We start from the raw sequence: 16,768 nt of genomic DNA on the forward strand, positions 1-16,768 counted from the left end.
CCTTTGTTTACTCAACAATATATTATACCTGAAACGGGCCGCCATTTCCACGTTTTAACGAAGTTAGTGGGCAATTTTCTGTATAAAACTCATGCCCAAGGCACCTTGACCGATGTGGGCGCTTACCACCGGCGTCAACACGTCCACGTAAACGTCCGTGGCGGGCGTTTTTTCCAAAATGGTTTCTTTGACCGTAAGGGCCAATTTTTCGTCGTCGCCGTGGGACAAAAGCACCGTGGTTTCATCGGGGTCCATGCTTCCCTGAAGGGTTTGCACCAAGCGCTTTGCCGCCTGCTTTGTGCCCCGCGCCTTGTCGGAGACGATCAGGTCCCCGTCGTCGTTCATAAGTAGAATGGGTTTAATGTTCAGGGCGCTTCCCAAAAGGGCCATTCCCCCCGACGCGCGGCCGCTTCGCCGCAGGTGATCCAAATGGGTGATCAGTCCGGTAAAGACCACCCGTTCCAAATAACTCAAAAGGTCTTGTTCGTTTTCCTGAATGGAAAGGCCCCGCGCCCGATTGGACACGGCGCGCTTGACGAGAAAAGCGCCGGCGGGCCCGCAGTTTTTTGTGTCGATGCAGACCACGGACCGATCCGGGTACTGATTGAGCAGACTTTTTTTCGCCAAAAGAGCCTGGGTATAGGTGGCGGAGATACCGCCGGACAGGCTTAAATACAAGACATCCCTGCCTTCGTTCAGGAATTTTTGAAAGTAGGCTTCGTATATGGAAAGGGAGATCTGCGAGGTCGTGGCCACGGAATCCCGAATGTCCCGGTAAAACGCCGAAATAACTTCCGAAGGGGTGTTTTCTCCGATGAGAAAATCCTCATCGTCCATGGAGACGACCATGGGAATCATCCGGAAGTCCGAAGGATCGACAAAGGACGGGTTGACGTTTAAGGCACCGTCCGTGATAATTTCATAGTTCGTCATGTTACAGTCCTTTCTCACCGGTCGTGATAAAGTAAGCAGACTTATTATAACATAAGCCCATTTTTCTGACACGCAGCAAAAGCACCGAAGGTATCGCTGCTACGACCGCCAGCGTTTCAAACGCTCTTTTTGCCACTGGCGATTGCGAATTTCCTCCATGCGATCGCCGAGGGCGGTGAAAAATGCCGGCATATGGTCCGCGCCGTGGGTGCCGTAGCGGTGGTAGCGCACGCTTAAGCAGAGGCCGATCATGGCCAAATTCACCATTTGAAAGGTGCCGCCGTAGCTGATAAAGGGGAGAGGAATGCCGGTGACGGGCATGAGTCCCAAGGTCATTCCCATATTTTCCCATATGTGAATAAACAGAACGCTTAAAAAACCGAAGATCATGAGTTGACCGCCCTTGTCTTTGGCGAGTTTTGCGAGAGACAGAAGGCGGTAAAACAACAGGGCGTAGAGAACGAGCAAAAGGGCGCCGCCGAGAAAGCCCAATTCCTCCACGAGGACGGGAAAGATAAAGTCCGTTTCCTTCGTGGGAATGAAATTATACTGGGTCTGGGGCCCCCGGTAGAGGCCGCGGCCGAAAAGGCGGCCGTCGCCGATGGCCACACGGCCTTCGTAGGCTTGGTAGCCGCTGCCGGAGGTGTTGGCGTCGGGTTTTAAAAAGTTCAGAATGCGATCTTTCTGGTAATCGTCCAGTCGGGCGTATAAGATGGGTAAAGAGAGAAAGCCCGCCCCCATGGCGCCGAAAATGTATTTCCAATCCAAATCGCAAAAAAACAGCATGACGGCGATAAAAAATAAAAAGACCATGGCCGTGCCGAAGTCGGGCTGGAGCATGATCAGGCCCACGGGAAAGCCCGCGAAGGCCAAGGCCTTAAGAAGTTCCTTGGGCTCGTTGATTCGATCGCCGTGCTTTTCCAGGTAGAAGGCAAAGGAAATGACGAGAAAAATCTTTACAAATTCCGCCGGCTGAAAATTCACCGGGCCGATGGCCAGCCAACTTTTCGATCCCCAAGTCGTGTCTCCGTGGCCGAAGAGGAGGGTGGCTGCCAAGAGAATGACGCTAAGGCCGTAAAGAAAGGGATAGTAGGTGCGCCAAATGCGGTAATCCAGAAGCATGAGCCCTGCGGCAATGGCGACGCCCAAGAGGGTGGCGACGCCCTGTTTCATTAAAAAAGGGCGATTGCCGTAAGAGAGGGTGGCGGATGAGAGGGCTACAAAGCCTATGATGGTAATAGCCGCGACGATGATTATTAAGCTACGGTCCACATCCCGCTTCCCGGGACTGACGCGTATAAAAAAAGGCTTGACTTTTTCAAAAAGCTTTCGGTGAAACATAGTATCTCCTTTGTCAGAGTGTGATACTATTATTATACATCAATAGAAAGGACTTGGGATGGAAGTAGAGCGAATCAAAGAGCAACTCGGGTTTCACGATTTGGCCCTGGTGCCGGCGAAGCGATTGGACGCCATGGCCTCTGTTTTCATGAAGCGAAAAGAGGCCGGGGAGATGCTTTCCATTGAGCCCGAGGATATAAACGCGCGGCTGGATCCCGCGGGAAGCCTGCCTTCGGCGAAGTCGATTTTCGTGGCCTTCGAACAAGTGCCTTTCACAGACGTGGAGCCGGAGTCGAAGGAAGGCTACGGGCGTCTGGCGAGTTTTTCAAGAGACACGGATTACCACCTGCTTTTAAATGAAAAAATGGCCCGTCTCGAGGAGTATTTAAAGAGCGCGTACCCGGACGTGGAATATTACCGCCAAGTGGACACCGGACCCCTCTACGAGCGGGGATTTGCCGCCATGACCGGAAAAGGCTACATCGGACGAAACGGCAGCTTCATCCACAGCCGCCTGGGAAGTTACGTGGCCATCGGTCTTTTGCTCACAAATTTAGAAGGCGGAGAGGCCTGTGAAATGTCGAGCGATTGCGGCGACTGCCGCGCCTGTGTGGATGCTTGCCCGGGAGGTGCCATCGAGTTTACGGGCATCCTGCACCCCGGCCGTTGCCGCTCCTGGATCACCCAAAAGCGGGGCGAACTTACGGAAGGGGAGCGGGCGGTCATGGCCGATTGGCTCTACGGCTGCGACGTGTGCCAAATGGTCTGTCCGAGAAACAAGGGGATCGAGGCGGTTTACGAAAGCCGGGATCCCGTGCACCACATTTGTCTCGATGGACTGGAAGAGGAGTCGAACCGTTCGTTCAAACAGCGCTACGGCCGGCTCAGCGGATCCTGGCGGGGAAAGAAACAGTGGGTGAAAAACGCCGCCTACATTCGCCGTTATTTTAATGAGAGGAAGAAGTAGAATGCCTTTAACTAAAAAAGAAGCCATGGAAGTGTACGAGCGCTTGGAAAAAATGTTTCCGGATGCCCGGGCGGAACTGGATTACACCACGCCCTACGAGCTTTTAATCGCCACCATTCTTTCGGCCCAGTGCACGGACGTGCGGGTCAACAAAGTCACCAAAGTGCTCTTTCAAGAACACGACACGCCGGAGAAAATGGTGAGATTGTCGCAAGAGGCGCTGGAAGGCTACATAAAAAGCTGCGGCGTCTATCGAAACAAGGCGAAGAATATTTTGGCCGCTTCCCGCATCATTATCGATAGCTGGGGCGGCGAGATTCCCCCCACCATCGAGGATTTAATGACCCTTCCCGGCGTGGGGCGAAAGACCGCCAATGTGGTGGCCTCCAACGTGCTGGGCATTCCCGCCATCGCCGTGGACACCCACGTCTTCCGCGTGTCCAATCGACTGGGCCTCGCCGAAAGCAAAAATGTGGACGGCACGGAGAAACAGCTCATGGCCATTTGGCCCGAAGACTGTTGGACGAAGGGCCACCATCTCTTGATCTTTTTAGGCCGCCGTATCTGTAAGGCTCAACGCCCCCTGTGCGAGGAATGCGACTTAAACGATCTTTGCCGGTATTATCAAGGAGCGTCCGAATAAATGGAACAAAAATATTTGCATTTTCGCCGACAGAAACGGCACCACTTAAAGCGCATGAAGCGAAGACGCACGGCCACCGTGGCCGGCGCCGTCGTCCTGATCTTTTTTATCATTCTCGGCTTTTTGCCCACCTTCGGCATCATCAGCCCCGGTACGAACTACTGTGGAAAGTCTCTGGGCTTTTTAACGGTGAAGGGAGCGGGAAAAAAGCTGAATAAGTACGAAAAAGAGTTTCAAACCGCCGAGGTGGTCTTGACCCACAAGAAGAAATCCACCACTCTCACGCCGCAGCAGCTGGGCCTGTCCGTGGACGAGGAACAAGTGGCCATGGACGCCCTGGCGGAAAGTCGAGGCCGCCGGTTTTTCGGCCGCATGGGCCAGGTTTTCAAAAAGGAAGCGGTGCAGACGCCCCTCGCGGTGGACGAAGCCACATTAAACCGCAGGCTTCGGGATTTAAACGGCGTTCTGTACGAAACGGCGAAGCCCGCCACCGTGGCTATGGAGGGCGAAAAGGCCGTGATCCTGCCGGGAAACAAGGGAGAAGTGCCGGACACGGCCAAGGCGCGGGCGGATTTGTCCCGCGGTATTCAAAGCCCTGTGGAGATTCATACGAGAATCGTGGAGCCCGCCATTGAAGCACAGGAATTGGCGGGAATCGACGGGAAATTAGCCGAAGCCGTCACCACCTACGATCCGGCGGATGAAAATCGCACCACCAATGTGGAAAACGGCGCCCGGTACTTTCGCCGCATCGTCTTGGCGCCGGGGGAAAAGCTCTCGTTTCTCTCCACCATCGGCGGCATCACCGAAGCCCACGGTTTTGTAAAGGGCAAGACCGTGTCAAACGGCGTAGAAACGGAAGGCATCGGCGGCGGCGTCTGCCAGGTCTCCACTACCATGTACAATGCCGTGGCCCGATCGGGACTCAATGTCATGACGAAGTTTAACCACTCCAAGGCCGTGCCCTACGCCAAAGAGGGGCTGGACTGCGCCGTAAGCGACGGCTACAAAGATTTTATCTTCGCCAATCCCTTTACGAAACCCGTCTACATTGAAACCACGGCGAAGGAAGGTACGCTTACCTGCACAATCTACGGGCCCGCGGAGGAAAAGCCCTACACCATCGACCTGGTGCCTGAGAAGGTGCGGGATCTGCCGGCATCCAAGGAAGTCGCTTATTCCACGGACCTGGCCCCGGGAGAAATCAAAATCCTGAGACAACAAGTAGACGGATCCATTTACATCACCTACGCCGTCTATTCGGTACAGGGAAGGGAATTGAGGCGCATCCCCGTGGCAAAAAGCCGCTACGTCCCCGTGGACGGAAAAGTTTTGGTGGGAAAAGGGAAATAAACTCTTGCTATTTAAAACGCCTCGTGTTAATATAATAAATTGCATAATAATCTAAAACTATATGGAAAAGACGGTCGCAGCTACGAAAGATGATGTATATGTAAGTTATTGACGATTCATGTTGAAGAGACTCTTACACATACATTTTTTGTTTTTCGAAGGAACTGTAAGGGGTGAGGAATTTAATGGTACATCCTGTTCAATATGGCAAACGGGAGAGAATGAGTTATTCCAGAATCGACGATGTGTTGGAGATACCGAATCTTTTGGGGGTCCAAACGGAATCGTTTAAGTGGCTCATCGACGAAGGTCTCAGGGAAGTGTTTCGGGATATTTCGCCGATTGAAGACTTTGCGGGAAATTTAATACTGGAATTCGTCGATTACTACGTATCCGATGAGAAAAAGTACGATTTCGAGGAAGCAAAGGAAAAGGACACCAATTATTCGGCACCTTTAAAAGTAAAGGTTCGTCTGATAAATACGGAAACCGGGGAAGTCAAGGAACAGGAAGTCTTTATGGGCGATTTGCCCCTAATGAGCTCCACCGGCACCTTCGTCATTAACGGGGCGGAACGTGTCGTAGTCAGCCAATTGGTTCGTTCTCCCGGCGCCTACTACAAAGTCGAGTTCGACAAGACGGGCAAGCAATTATTCTCCTCCACCTTGATTCCCAATCGCGGCGCCTGGCTGGAATTTGAAACCGACGCCCAAGGCGTGGTCAATGTGCGCATCGACCGCACCCGCAAGATTCCCATTACGATCTTGCTGAGAGCTATCGGCGTGGAAAGCAATTTGGAAATCACAAACCTTATGGGCGAAACGGAAGAGCTCTTAAAGGTCTTTGAAAAAGATCAAACCAGCAACAAGCAGGAAGCTCTTTTGGAAATTTACAAAAAGCTGCGTCCCGGCGAGCCGCCCACTGTGGAAAGTGCTCAGTCTCTGTTTGAAAACATGTTTTTCGACGCCCGTCGCTACGACATGGCGAAGGTGGGTCGCTACAAGTTCAACAAGAAGCTGGCCCTCAGAGAGCGTCTGCAAAACCAAATCTTGGCGGAAGATGTCATCGACGGCGAAACCGGCGAAGTCATGGGTACCGCAGGGGAGCGCGTGAGCCGCGAGACGGCAATCGCCATTGAAAATGCCGGGATCAACCGCGTGGAAATCCTCGTCGACGATCCCAACGCCCTGGACGAAAAGATGAAGATCGTCCTTTTGGGGAATAATTTCGTGGATCCCGCGGCCCTGGATACGGACATCGACTTTGAAGCCCTGGGCTTTAAGGAAAAAATCTATCTGCCCCGCCTCAGGGAACTCTTCGAAGAATACGAAGGGGAAGAGCTCCTGACGCGCATTAAATTACATTATAAAGAGCTGTCGCCGAAACACATCTTGGTGGACGACATTTTGGCGGCGGTCAACTACGAATTCAACCTGTTCTACGGCATCGGCAAAACCGACGACATCGACCACCTGGGCAATCGACGGATCCGCTCCGTAGGCGAGCTTTTGCAAAACCAATTCAGAATCGGCCTGACCCGCATGGAACGGGTGATTCGCGAACGCATGGCCGTGCAGGATCCCGATGCGGCTACGCCTCAATCCTTAATCAATATTCGCCCGGTGACGGCGGCCATTAAGGAATTCTTCGGTTCCTCCCAATTGTCGCAATTTATGGACCAAAACAACCCCCTTTCGGAGCTGACCCACAAGCGTCGTCTCTCCGCCTTGGGGCCCGGCGGTCTGTCCAGAGATCGCGCCGGCATGGAAGTCCGCGACGTGCACAACTCCCACTACGGAAGAATGTGCCCCATCGAGACGCCGGAAGGTCCGAACATCGGCTTGATCACCTCCCTCACCACATTTGCCCGTATTAACGAATACGGCTTTATTGAAGCGCCTTACAGAAAGGTCGTCAAAGGAGAGGGCCTGGTCACCGACGAGATCGAATACATCACCGCCGATGTGGAAGATGAAAACATCATCGCCCAAGCCGACGAAAAAGTGGACGAAAACGGCCACTTCATCAACGATCGGGTTATCGCCCGAGGCATCGACGGCCTCGTCGACGTTTACAAGAGCGAAGACATCAGCTACATGGACGTGTCCCCGCAACAAATCGTCGCCGTCGGGACCAGCATGATTCCCTTCCTTGAAAACGACGACGCCAACCGCGCCCTCATGGGCTCGAACATGCAGCGGCAAGCCGTGCCGCTGTTAAAGACGGAAGCGCCCATCGTCGCCACGGGGATCGAATACAAAGCCGCCCGCGACTCCGGCGTCTGCGTCATCGCCACGGAAGACGGCACCATTAAAAAGGTATCGAGCAATCAAATCGTCCTTTCGCCGGAAGGCGGCAAGGAAGACATTACCTTCCGCCTCCACAAATTTGAGAAGGCCAACCAAGGGACCACGATCAATCAACGGCCCATTGTCGTGGAAGGCCAAAAAGTAAAACGCGGCGAAGTCATCGCCGACGGCCCCTCCACGGACTTAGGGGAAATGGCCCTGGGCAAAAATATCCTTATCGCCTTTATGAACTGGGAAGGCTACAACTACGAAGACGCCATGCTCATTAACGAAGAGCTGGTCATCGACGATGTCTTAACCTCCCTTCACATTGAAGAATACGAAGCCGAAGCCCGAGACACGAAATTAGGGCCGGAAGAGATTACCCGCGACATTTCCAATGTGAGCGACGACATGCTCAAGGATCTGGACGAGCGGGGCATTATCCGCGTCGGTGCGGAAGTGAACCCCGGCGACATTCTCGTCGGCAAGGTAACGCCCAAGGGCGAAACGGAACTTTCCGCGGAAGAACGGCTGCTTCGCGCCATCTTCGGCGAAAAGGCACGGGAAGTCCGTGACACCTCCCTGCGCCTGCCCCACGGGGAAGCGGGCATCGTCGTGGACGTGAAGGTGTTCAGCCGCGCCGACGGCGACGAGCTGCAACCGGGCGTCAACGAAATGGTCCGCGTCTTTATCGCCACGAAGCGGAAGATTCAAGTCGGCGACAAGATGTGCGGTCGCCACGGAAACAAGGGGGTTATCTCCCGCGTCCTACCCAAGGAAGATATGCCCTACATGCCCGACGGACGGCCCATTCAAATCGTATTGAATCCCCTGGGCGTTCCCTCGCGGATGAACTTGGGCCAAGTACTGGAGGTCCACTTGGGCCTCGCCGCCAAGAAACTGGGCTGGCACGTGGCCACGCCCGTATTCGACGGCGCCAACGAGCAGGATATTTTCGACACCTTGGAAAAAGCCGGCTACTCCGCCGACGGCAAGGTGCAATTAAGAGACGGCCGCACCGGGGAAGATTTCGACCACCCGGTCACCGTGGGCTACATGTACATGCTCAAGCTTCACCACTTGGTCGATGAAAAGATTCACTCCCGCTCCACGGGACCCTACTCCCTGGTTACGCAACAACCCTTGGGCGGCCGAGCACAATTCGGCGGCCAACGTTTCGGGGAAATGGAAGTGTGGGCCCTGGAGGCTTACGGGGCAAGCCACACCTTGCAGGAAATGCTTACGGTAAAATCCGACGACATCGTCGGCCGGGTCAAGACCTACGAAGCCATTGTCAAGGGCGAAAACATTCCTCAACCGGGGATTCCCGAATCTTTCAAAGTTCTCATTAAAGAGTTGGAAGCACTGGCTCTTGAAATACAAGTACTGGACGAAAACGAAAACGAAGTGGATCTAAGTACCGATGACGACGATCTCAACCACTTGGATTCCATGGACGGAAAAATTGACGGAGAAGATGCAGGGGAGCTCATCGAAGGAAAACCCACCGTGAATGCCTTGGCCGGCATTCGCAAAATTTCCGGCGATGCGATTCCGACAGGTTTTACACAAGACGAAGAAGAGGAATAAGTCTCTTCGGCAGTTGAAGGTACTATAAAGAAAGGAGTCTTGCTCCTTGAGCAGAAACGAATTATTTCATTCCATCAAAATCGGCTTAGCGTCCTCGGAAAAAATCAGATCTTGGTCCTACGGGGAAGTCAAGAAGCCGGAAACCATTAACTACAGAACACTGAAGCCCGAAAAAGAAGGTCTGTTCTGCGAAAAGATCTTCGGCCCCACGAAAGACTGGGAGTGTTCCTGCGGCAAATACAAGCGCCTGCGCTACAAGGGCGTAGTCTGCGAAAAATGCGGCGTGGAAGTCACCAAGTCCAAGGTGCGCAGGGAGCGCATGGGCCACATCGAGCTGGCCGCGCCGGTCTCTCACATTTGGTACTTTAAGGGCATTCCCTCCCGCATGGGCCTCGTTATGGACATTAGCCCCCGTGCGCTGGAAAAAGTTCTTTACTTCGCCTCCTACATCGTCACCCGCGTGGACGAAGGGGTGCCGGATTTATACGAAAAACAACTCCTCTCCGAAACGGAATACCGCGAATTTAAGCGGGAATACGGCGACAAATTCGAAGCGAAAATGGGCGCGGAAGCCATTCGCGACCTTTTACGCAAGACGGATTTAGATGCGATCTCCAAGGATTTAAGAGATCAGCTGGACGATGCCACGGGCCAAAAGCGGGTGCGCATTACCCGCCGCCTGGAAGTCATCGAAGCCTTCAGAAACTCGGGCAACAAATGTGAGTGGATGATCCTCGATTGCATCCCCGTCATTCCGCCGGAACTGCGCCCCATGGTGCAATTAGACGGCGGCCGCTTCGCCACCAGTGACTTAAACGATTTGTATCGCCGCGTCATTAACCGGAACAATCGCCTGAGAAAGCTTATGGATATCGGCGCGCCGGAAATCATCGTGCGAAACGAAAAGCGGATGCTTCAGGAATCCGTCGACGCCCTAATCGACAACGGCCGTCGCGGCCGCCCCGTCACCGGCGCCGGAAACCGCCCCTTAAAGAGCCTTTCCGAAATGCTGAAAGGGAAGCAAGGGCGTTTCCGTCAAAACTTGCTGGGCAAGCGTGTCGACTACTCCGGCCGTTCCGTTATCGTCGTCGGCCCATCCCTGAAATTCTATCAATGCGGTCTGCCGAAGAACATGGCGCTGGAGCTCTTCAAGCCCTTCGTTATGCGCGAACTTGTAGAGCGTGAGTTGGCCCATAACATTAAGAGCGCGAAGCGCATGGTGGAAAGGGTGCGTCCGGAAGTATGGGACGTATTGGAGGAGGTCATTAAAGACCATCCGGTCCTCTTAAACCGCGCGCCTACCCTGCACCGTTTGGGGATTCAAGCCTTCGAACCGGTCCTGGTGGAAGGTAAAGCCATTAAGCTTCACCCCCTCGCTTGTACGGCCTACAACGCCGACTTCGACGGGGACCAAATGGCGGTCCACTTGCCCCTCTCGGCGGAAGCCCAAGCGGAAGCCCGCCTCTTGATGCTCTCCACAAACAATATTTTGGCATTAAAAGACGGCAAGCCCATTACCACGCCGTCTCAAGACATGGTCCTCGGTATGTACTACCTGACCTTAGACAGAAAAGGCCACGTCAAAGGCGACGGCATGAGCTTTATCGACGAAAAGGAAATGATGCACGCCTACGCCTGCGGCTGGGTGCACCTCCATTCCCACGTAAAGGTCCGCCGCTTCAAAGACGAAGACGACAAGCGGGGCAAGATCGTGGAAAGCACCGTCGGTCGCTTCTTGATCAACCGTGCCATTCCCCAAGACTTAGGTTTTGTGGATCGTGAAAAAGATCCTTACGGCTTGGAAATCGACCGCGTCATCGACAAAAAGCTCTTAGGAAAAATCATCGATCGCTGCTACAAGCTCCACGACAATCTGGAAACGGCGGCCTTCCTCGACGAAGTGAAGAGCCTGGGCTACCATTACTCCACGGTGGGCGCCATGTCCATTTCCATGGGCGACGTCGAAATTCCCGTGGAAAAACCGGAAATCCTCCATCAAGCGGATTTAGACGTGGAAAAATACGAAAAAGCCTACAGAAAAGGGCTGATCAGCGACGAAGAACGCTACGAACACGTTATCGACATTTGGAACGAAGCCACGGATCACTTAACGGACAAAGTTATGGAAGGCTTCGGCGAAATGAACAATATCTTCATCTTTGCCGATTCCGGAGCCCGTGGTTCCAAGAACCAAATTCGTCAATTGGCCGGCATGCGCGGGCTCATGGCGTCGCCTTCGGGGCGCACCATCGAAGTCCCCATTACCTCGAACTTCCGTGAAGGGCTGGACGTCTTGGAATTCTTTATGTCCACCCACGGTTCGCGGAAAGGCCTGGCGGATACGGCCCTTCGTACCGCCGACTCCGGCTACCTGACCCGCCGCTTGGTCGACGTATCGCAACAAGTGACCGTCACCGAAGAAGATTGCGGCACGGACAGCTACATCGTGGCCAAGTCCTTTAAAGACGGCCGCGAAATGATCGAAGAACTTCACGATCGGATCGAAGGTCGCACGGCCTACGAAGACATACACCATCCCGAAACCGGCGATCTTTTGGCCAAAGGCGGGGAAATGATCGGATCCAAAGAGGCCGACGCCATTGTGGCCGCAGGCATCGAAGAAGTGAAGATCCGCTCCGTCTTGGGTTGCCACTCCGAAGACGGCGTCTGCGCCAAGTGCTACGGCGAAAACATGGCAACGGGTCGCCCGGTCGGTATCGGGGAAGCCGTCGGCGTCATCGCCGCCCAATCCATCGGCGAGCCCGGCACCCAGCTGACCATGCGTACCTTCCACACCGGCGGCGTCGCAGCGGCAGCGGACATTACCCAAGGTTTGCCCCGTGTCGAAGAACTCTTCGAAGTGCGTAAGCCCAAAGGTCTCGCCATTATCGCCGAAATCAGCGGCACCGTGGACATTCGGGAAACGGCGAAAAAACGCGAAATCGTCATTACCGCAGACGACGGCGCATCGGAAGCCTACACCGTGGTCTACGGCGCCCGCGTCAAGGTAAAACCCGGCGACCGCGTCGAGATAGGCGACGAACTCACTCAAGGGTCCGTCTATCCCCAAGACCTTCTTCGCGTCAAGGGCATTATGGGCGTACAAGAATACATCGTTAAAGAAGTACAACGGGTCTACCGCCTCCAAGGGGTAGACATCGACGACAAGCACATCGAAGTCATCGTTAAGCAAATGATGTCCAAAGTGCGCGTCGACGAAGCCGGCGGCACGAGCCTTTTGCCCGGCAGCATGGTAAGCAAGAAAGAATTCGAACACGCCAACGAAAAGGCGAAAGCGGAAGGCCTCCAAGAAGCCACGGCCATCCCCACTTTGCTCGGGATCACCAAAGCTTCCCTGGCCACGGATTCCTTCCTTTCCGCCGCATCCTTCCAGGAAACCACCCGCGTCTTAACCGATGCAGCCATCGAAGGCAAGCAAGATTACCTGAAAGGCTTAAAAGAAAACATCATCATCGGCCAACTGATTCCCGCGGGGACCGGCGTCCGCCAAAACGGCACGGTCTACTGGGAAGAGGAAGACAAGCGAAAAGAAGAATTAGATATTCTGGAAGGCATGAAGGCCTGAGATGTGAAATGAAACTCCGCTTCGGCGGAGTTTTTCTATTGACAAAAAGCGCGTAAAGAGCCATAATTTACAATAGCATTGTAAACGGAGGTTCATTCATGAAAACAAAACAACTGACCACCATGGCCATGTATCTCGCCATGATTATTTTAAGCGGCCTATTGACGATCCCCACCCCCCTCGGCGTGCCCATCGTCCTTCAAAACATGGTTTGCGCCCTGGCCGGCGCCGTCCTCGGAAAGAAAAACGGCACCCTCACCGTCTTCATCTTTCTGCTATGCATCGCCATCGGCCTGCCGGTCTTGCCCGGCGGACGGAGCGGCGCGGCCGTCTTTTTCGGCATTACCGGCTCCTACTTTATCGGCTACCTGCTCTCGCCCTTTTTCGTGGGCCTTGCCCTTGAAAAGGCAAAAAGCCGCGGCTACTTCACATTTCTCGCTATATTCGTCGTCTTCGGCGCCCTCTTGATTAACTTCTCGGGCCTGATCAGCTTGTACGCAAACAGCGAAAATTTCGCCGCCGCCTTTAAGACTATGATCGCCTTCGTCCCCGTGGATTTAGTGAAGGCCGTGCCCGTTGCCTGGGTGGCTGAACGCCTTTATGCGACGCAGCCGGGTTTTTTAAAAGAAATCCGGGCATAAAGGGGGATAAATCCCGCAAAATGCTTGAAAATTGAACGAAAAGATGGTACACTAGCGAAGTGTAAATCGAACGCATCAGGAACTACCCGCTCTACGGGTAGTTTTTCATGATTGAAAATCGATTTGTGCTGTAAGAACTACACAATAATTAAAGGAGGTGCACTAAGTGCCTACAATTAACCAACTTGTAAAGAAGGGTAGAAAGAGATCCGAAACGAAGTCGAAATCGCCGGCTTTGGGATTCAACTACGATTCCTTACAAAAAGAACAAACCGTCGTTAACTCCCCTCAAAAAAGAGGCGTTTGCGTCGCGGTTCGTACTGTAACGCCGAAGAAACCGAACTCCGCGCTCCGTAAAGTTGCCCGTGTTCGTCTTTCCAACGGCTACGAAGTCATGGCATACATTCCCGGAATTGGCCATAACTTGCAAGAACACAGTGTCGTCTTAGTTCGCGGCGGTCGTGTTAAGGACCTTCCCGGTGTGCGTTACCACGTCGTTCGGGGAACCTTGGATACGGCAGGCGTCGACGGAAGAAGACAAGCGCGTTCCAAATATGGTGCAAAGAAACCGAAAAGTAACTAATCAAAGAGCACAATCTTTTCAATAGATGCTCTTGGCACACGACATTTGTCGAGTACCGTTGATTTTTCTCAACCAAATAGTTAAGGAGGGAAGAGAATGCCAAGAAAAGGACATATTCCTAAAAGAGAGGTCATGCCCGATCCCGTATACGGCGACGTTGTCATTACAAAATTAATCAACAACGTTATGTTAGACGGCAAACGGGGCACGGCCCAACGAATCGTCTACGGCGCATTGGATGCCGTAAAAGAAGCAACCGGTGAGGATCCCTTAGAAGTATTCTACAAAGCGTTAAACAACGCCATGCCGGTTTTGGAAGTCAAAGCACGCCGTATCGGCGGTGCCAACTATCAAGTCCCCTTGGAAGTGCGTCCCGAAAGACGTCAAACCTTGGGCCTTCGCTGGATCGTTCGTTACGCCAGAGAGCGCGGCGAAAAAACCATGGTCGAACGCTTATCCAAAGAAATCTTGGATGCATCCAACGACCTGGGCGGCGCAGTGAAGCGTAAGGACGAAATGCATCGTGCGGCAGAAGCGAACAAAGCTTTTGCTCATTTCAGATGGTAAGAAAGGGGAAATTACGTGGCTAGAGAAGTGCCGCTTAATAAAGTACGCAATATCGGAATTATGGCGCACATCGACGCCGGTAAAACGACGACGACCGAACGGATTCTGTATTACACCGGTCGGATCCACAAGATCGGGGAAACCCACGACGGTGGCGCCCAAATGGACTGGATGGAGCAAGAGCAAGAACGTGGGATCACGATCACCTCGGCTGCTACCACCGCGCACTGGAAAGGCTATCGCCTGAACATCATCGACACACCGGGCCACGTCGACTTCACCGTAGAAGTTGAACGTTCCCTTCGCGTCCTCGACGGTGCCGTTTCCCTCTTCGATGCGAAGAGCGGGGTCGAACCGCAATCGGAAACGGTTTGGCGCCAAGCTGACCGCTACCACGTTCCCAGAATCGCGCACATTAACAAAATGGACGTTACCGGTGCCGACTTCTTCCGCTCGGTAAAAACCATCGAAGACAAGCTCCACGGTAACCCCGTCCCGATTCAAATCCCCATGGGCGCCGAAGAAGACTTCATCGGCATGATCGACTTGGTCACCATGGAAGCTGAAATCTACAAAGACGACATGGGCACCGAAATCGAAATCACGGAAGTGCCGGAAGAATACAAGGCACAAGCCGAAGAATGGCGCGAAAACCTGATCGAAAAAGTCTCCGAATTCGACGAAGACTTAATGATGGCTTATCTGGAAGGTGAAGAAGTCACCGTAGAAGCCATTAAACGCGCCATCCGTAAGGGAACCCTGGACGTCGCCATGACGCCCGTCACCTGCGGTTCCTCTTACAAAAACAAAGGGGTACAACTCCTGCTTGATGCCATCATCGACTACCTGCCCTCGCCGGTAGACATTCCCGCTATCGTCGGTACGGATCCCGATACGGAAGAAGAAGAAGATCGCCACGCAAGCGACGAAGAACCCTTCTCCGCATTGGCATTTAAAATCGTTACCGACCCCTACGTAGGGAAACTTTCCTACTTCCGTGTTTACTCCGGTACCTTAAAGGCCGGAAGCTACGTCTACAACTCCAGCAAGGGCAAGAGAGAACGCGTCGGTCGTATCCTTTTGATGCACGCCAACAAGCGTGAAGAAGTCGAAGAAATCTACGCCGGTGAAATTGCCGCCGCCGTCGGTTTAAAAGATACATCCACCGGGGACACCCTCTGTGACGAAAATGATCAAATCATTTTGGAAAACATGGAATTCCCCGAACCCGTTATCTCCGTCGCCATCGAACCGAAGACCAAGGCGTCTCAAGACAAAATGTCCATCGGCTTGCAAAAACTTGCCGAGGAAGACCCCACCTTCAGAACCTACACCGATGAAGAAACCGGACAAACCATCATCTCCGGTATGGGCGAATTGCACTTGGATATTATCGTCGACCGTCTGCTCCGTGAATTTAAAGTCGAAGCAAACATCGGTAACCCGAAAGTATCCTACCGCGAAGGCATCCTCGGTTCCGCCGACGGCGAAGGCAAATTCGTTCGTCAATCCGGTGGTCGCGGTCAATACGGCCACGCCAAAATCAAGGTTGAACCCTTGGAACCCGGCAAAGGCTTCGAATTCGAAAACAATATCGTGGGCGGTGCCATTCCCAAGGAATTTATCGGACCCACCCAACAAGGGATCGAAGAAGCCATGCAAAACGGTGTTCTCGGCGGCTATGAAGTTCTCGACGTCAAAGTCAGCCTCTACGACGGCTCCTTCCACGATGTCGACTCTTCGGAAATGGCATTTAAGATCGCCGGCTCCATGGCACTGCGCGATGCCTTATCCAAGGCCAATCCCGTGCTCCTCGAACCGGTCATGAAAGTCGAAATCGTCACCCCCGAAGAGTACATGGGCGATGTTATCGGCGACATCAACTCCCGCCGCGGTCGCATGGAAGGAATGGAATTGGTAGCCGGCGCACAAATCGTCACCTGCTACGTCCCCTTGGCTGAAATGTTCGGCTACGCAACCAGCTTGCGTTCCAACACCCAAGGTCGTGCCAACTACTCCATGTTATTCGACCACTACGAACAAGTTCCCAAGAACGTGTCCGAAGAAGTACTCAACGGCAAAAATAAATAAGTCAAATCCAAATTAAAGGAGGATATACAATGGCAAAAGGAAAATTTGAAAGAACCAAACCCCACGTCAACGTCGGCACCATCGGCCACGTCGACCACGGCAAGACCACCCTTACGGCGGCAATCACCCTCGTATTAAACAAACGCTTCGGCTCCGGCGAATTCGTCGACTACGCAAACATC

At 53.5% G+C, this 16,768-nt stretch carries 12 protein-coding genes; 10 read left to right on the forward strand and 2 right to left on the reverse strand.

From position 1 onward, the window contains the following. Positions 1 to 63: 63 nt before the first annotated feature. Together DG046_RS07515 and rodA are read right to left on the reverse strand one after the other, a co-directional pair. Positions 64 to 933: a DegV family protein gene (locus DG046_RS07515; protein ID WP_108831893.1), complete on the reverse strand. Its 870-nt coding sequence runs from the start codon at positions 931 to 933 to the stop codon at positions 64 to 66. A gap of 99 nt (positions 934 to 1,032) precedes the next feature. Next, positions 1,033 to 2,274 (reverse strand): rod shape-determining protein RodA, encoded by a 1,242-nt coding sequence (gene rodA, locus DG046_RS07520; RefSeq protein WP_108831894.1) that lies wholly within the window; start codon positions 2,272 to 2,274, stop codon positions 1,033 to 1,035. A 58-nt stretch (positions 2,275 to 2,332) separates the two neighbouring features. Between rodA and DG046_RS07525 the strand changes: the two genes are divergently transcribed. From DG046_RS07525 to DG046_RS07570, 10 genes are all read left to right on the forward strand, one after another. Continuing rightward, a complete protein-coding gene (locus DG046_RS07525; protein WP_108831895.1) occupies positions 2,333 to 3,241 on the forward strand; it encodes an epoxyqueuosine reductase in 909 nt (302 codons plus the stop codon). Position 3,242: 1 nt separating this feature from the next. Further along, a complete protein-coding gene (gene nth, locus DG046_RS07530) occupies positions 3,243 to 3,884 on the forward strand; it encodes an endonuclease III (protein ID WP_108831896.1) in 642 nt (213 codons plus the stop codon). Further along, positions 3,885 to 5,237 (forward strand): VanW family protein, encoded by a 1,353-nt coding sequence (locus tag DG046_RS07535; RefSeq protein WP_108831897.1) that lies wholly within the window; start codon positions 3,885 to 3,887, stop codon positions 5,235 to 5,237. A 185-nt stretch (positions 5,238 to 5,422) separates the two neighbouring features. Then, positions 5,423 to 9,118, forward strand: a complete 3,696-nt coding sequence (rpoB, locus tag DG046_RS07540) for a DNA-directed RNA polymerase subunit beta (RefSeq protein WP_108831898.1) — start codon at positions 5,423 to 5,425, stop codon at positions 9,116 to 9,118. Positions 9,119 to 9,164: 46 nt separating this feature from the next. Beyond that, positions 9,165 to 12,704 (forward strand): DNA-directed RNA polymerase subunit beta', encoded by a 3,540-nt coding sequence (rpoC, locus tag DG046_RS07545; RefSeq protein WP_108831899.1) that lies wholly within the window; start codon positions 9,165 to 9,167, stop codon positions 12,702 to 12,704. A 98-nt stretch (positions 12,705 to 12,802) separates the two neighbouring features. Next, positions 12,803 to 13,345, forward strand: coding sequence for a biotin transporter BioY (locus tag DG046_RS07550; protein ID WP_108831900.1), 543 nt, complete (start codon positions 12,803 to 12,805; stop codon positions 13,343 to 13,345). Positions 13,346 to 13,511: 166 nt separating this feature from the next. Continuing rightward, positions 13,512 to 13,928, forward strand: a complete 417-nt coding sequence (gene rpsL / locus DG046_RS07555) for a 30S ribosomal protein S12 (RefSeq protein ID WP_108831901.1) — start codon at positions 13,512 to 13,514, stop codon at positions 13,926 to 13,928. 96 nt (positions 13,929 to 14,024) lie between these two features. Next, positions 14,025 to 14,495 (forward strand): 30S ribosomal protein S7, encoded by a 471-nt coding sequence (gene rpsG, locus DG046_RS07560; protein ID WP_108831902.1) that lies wholly within the window; start codon positions 14,025 to 14,027, stop codon positions 14,493 to 14,495. Positions 14,496 to 14,510: 15 nt separating this feature from the next. Beyond that, entirely contained in the window at positions 14,511 to 16,586 is a 2,076-nt protein-coding gene (gene fusA, locus DG046_RS07565) for an elongation factor G (protein ID WP_108831903.1), read from the forward strand. A gap of 29 nt (positions 16,587 to 16,615) precedes the next feature. Then, positions 16,616 to 16,768: GTP-binding protein (locus DG046_RS07570; protein ID WP_234411482.1), on the forward strand; the 153-nt coding region annotated here is incomplete at its 3' end.

This window comes from Aedoeadaptatus coli, assembly GCF_900343085.1.
Classification (GTDB): Bacteria; Bacillota; Clostridia; order Tissierellales; family Peptoniphilaceae; genus Aedoeadaptatus; species Aedoeadaptatus coli.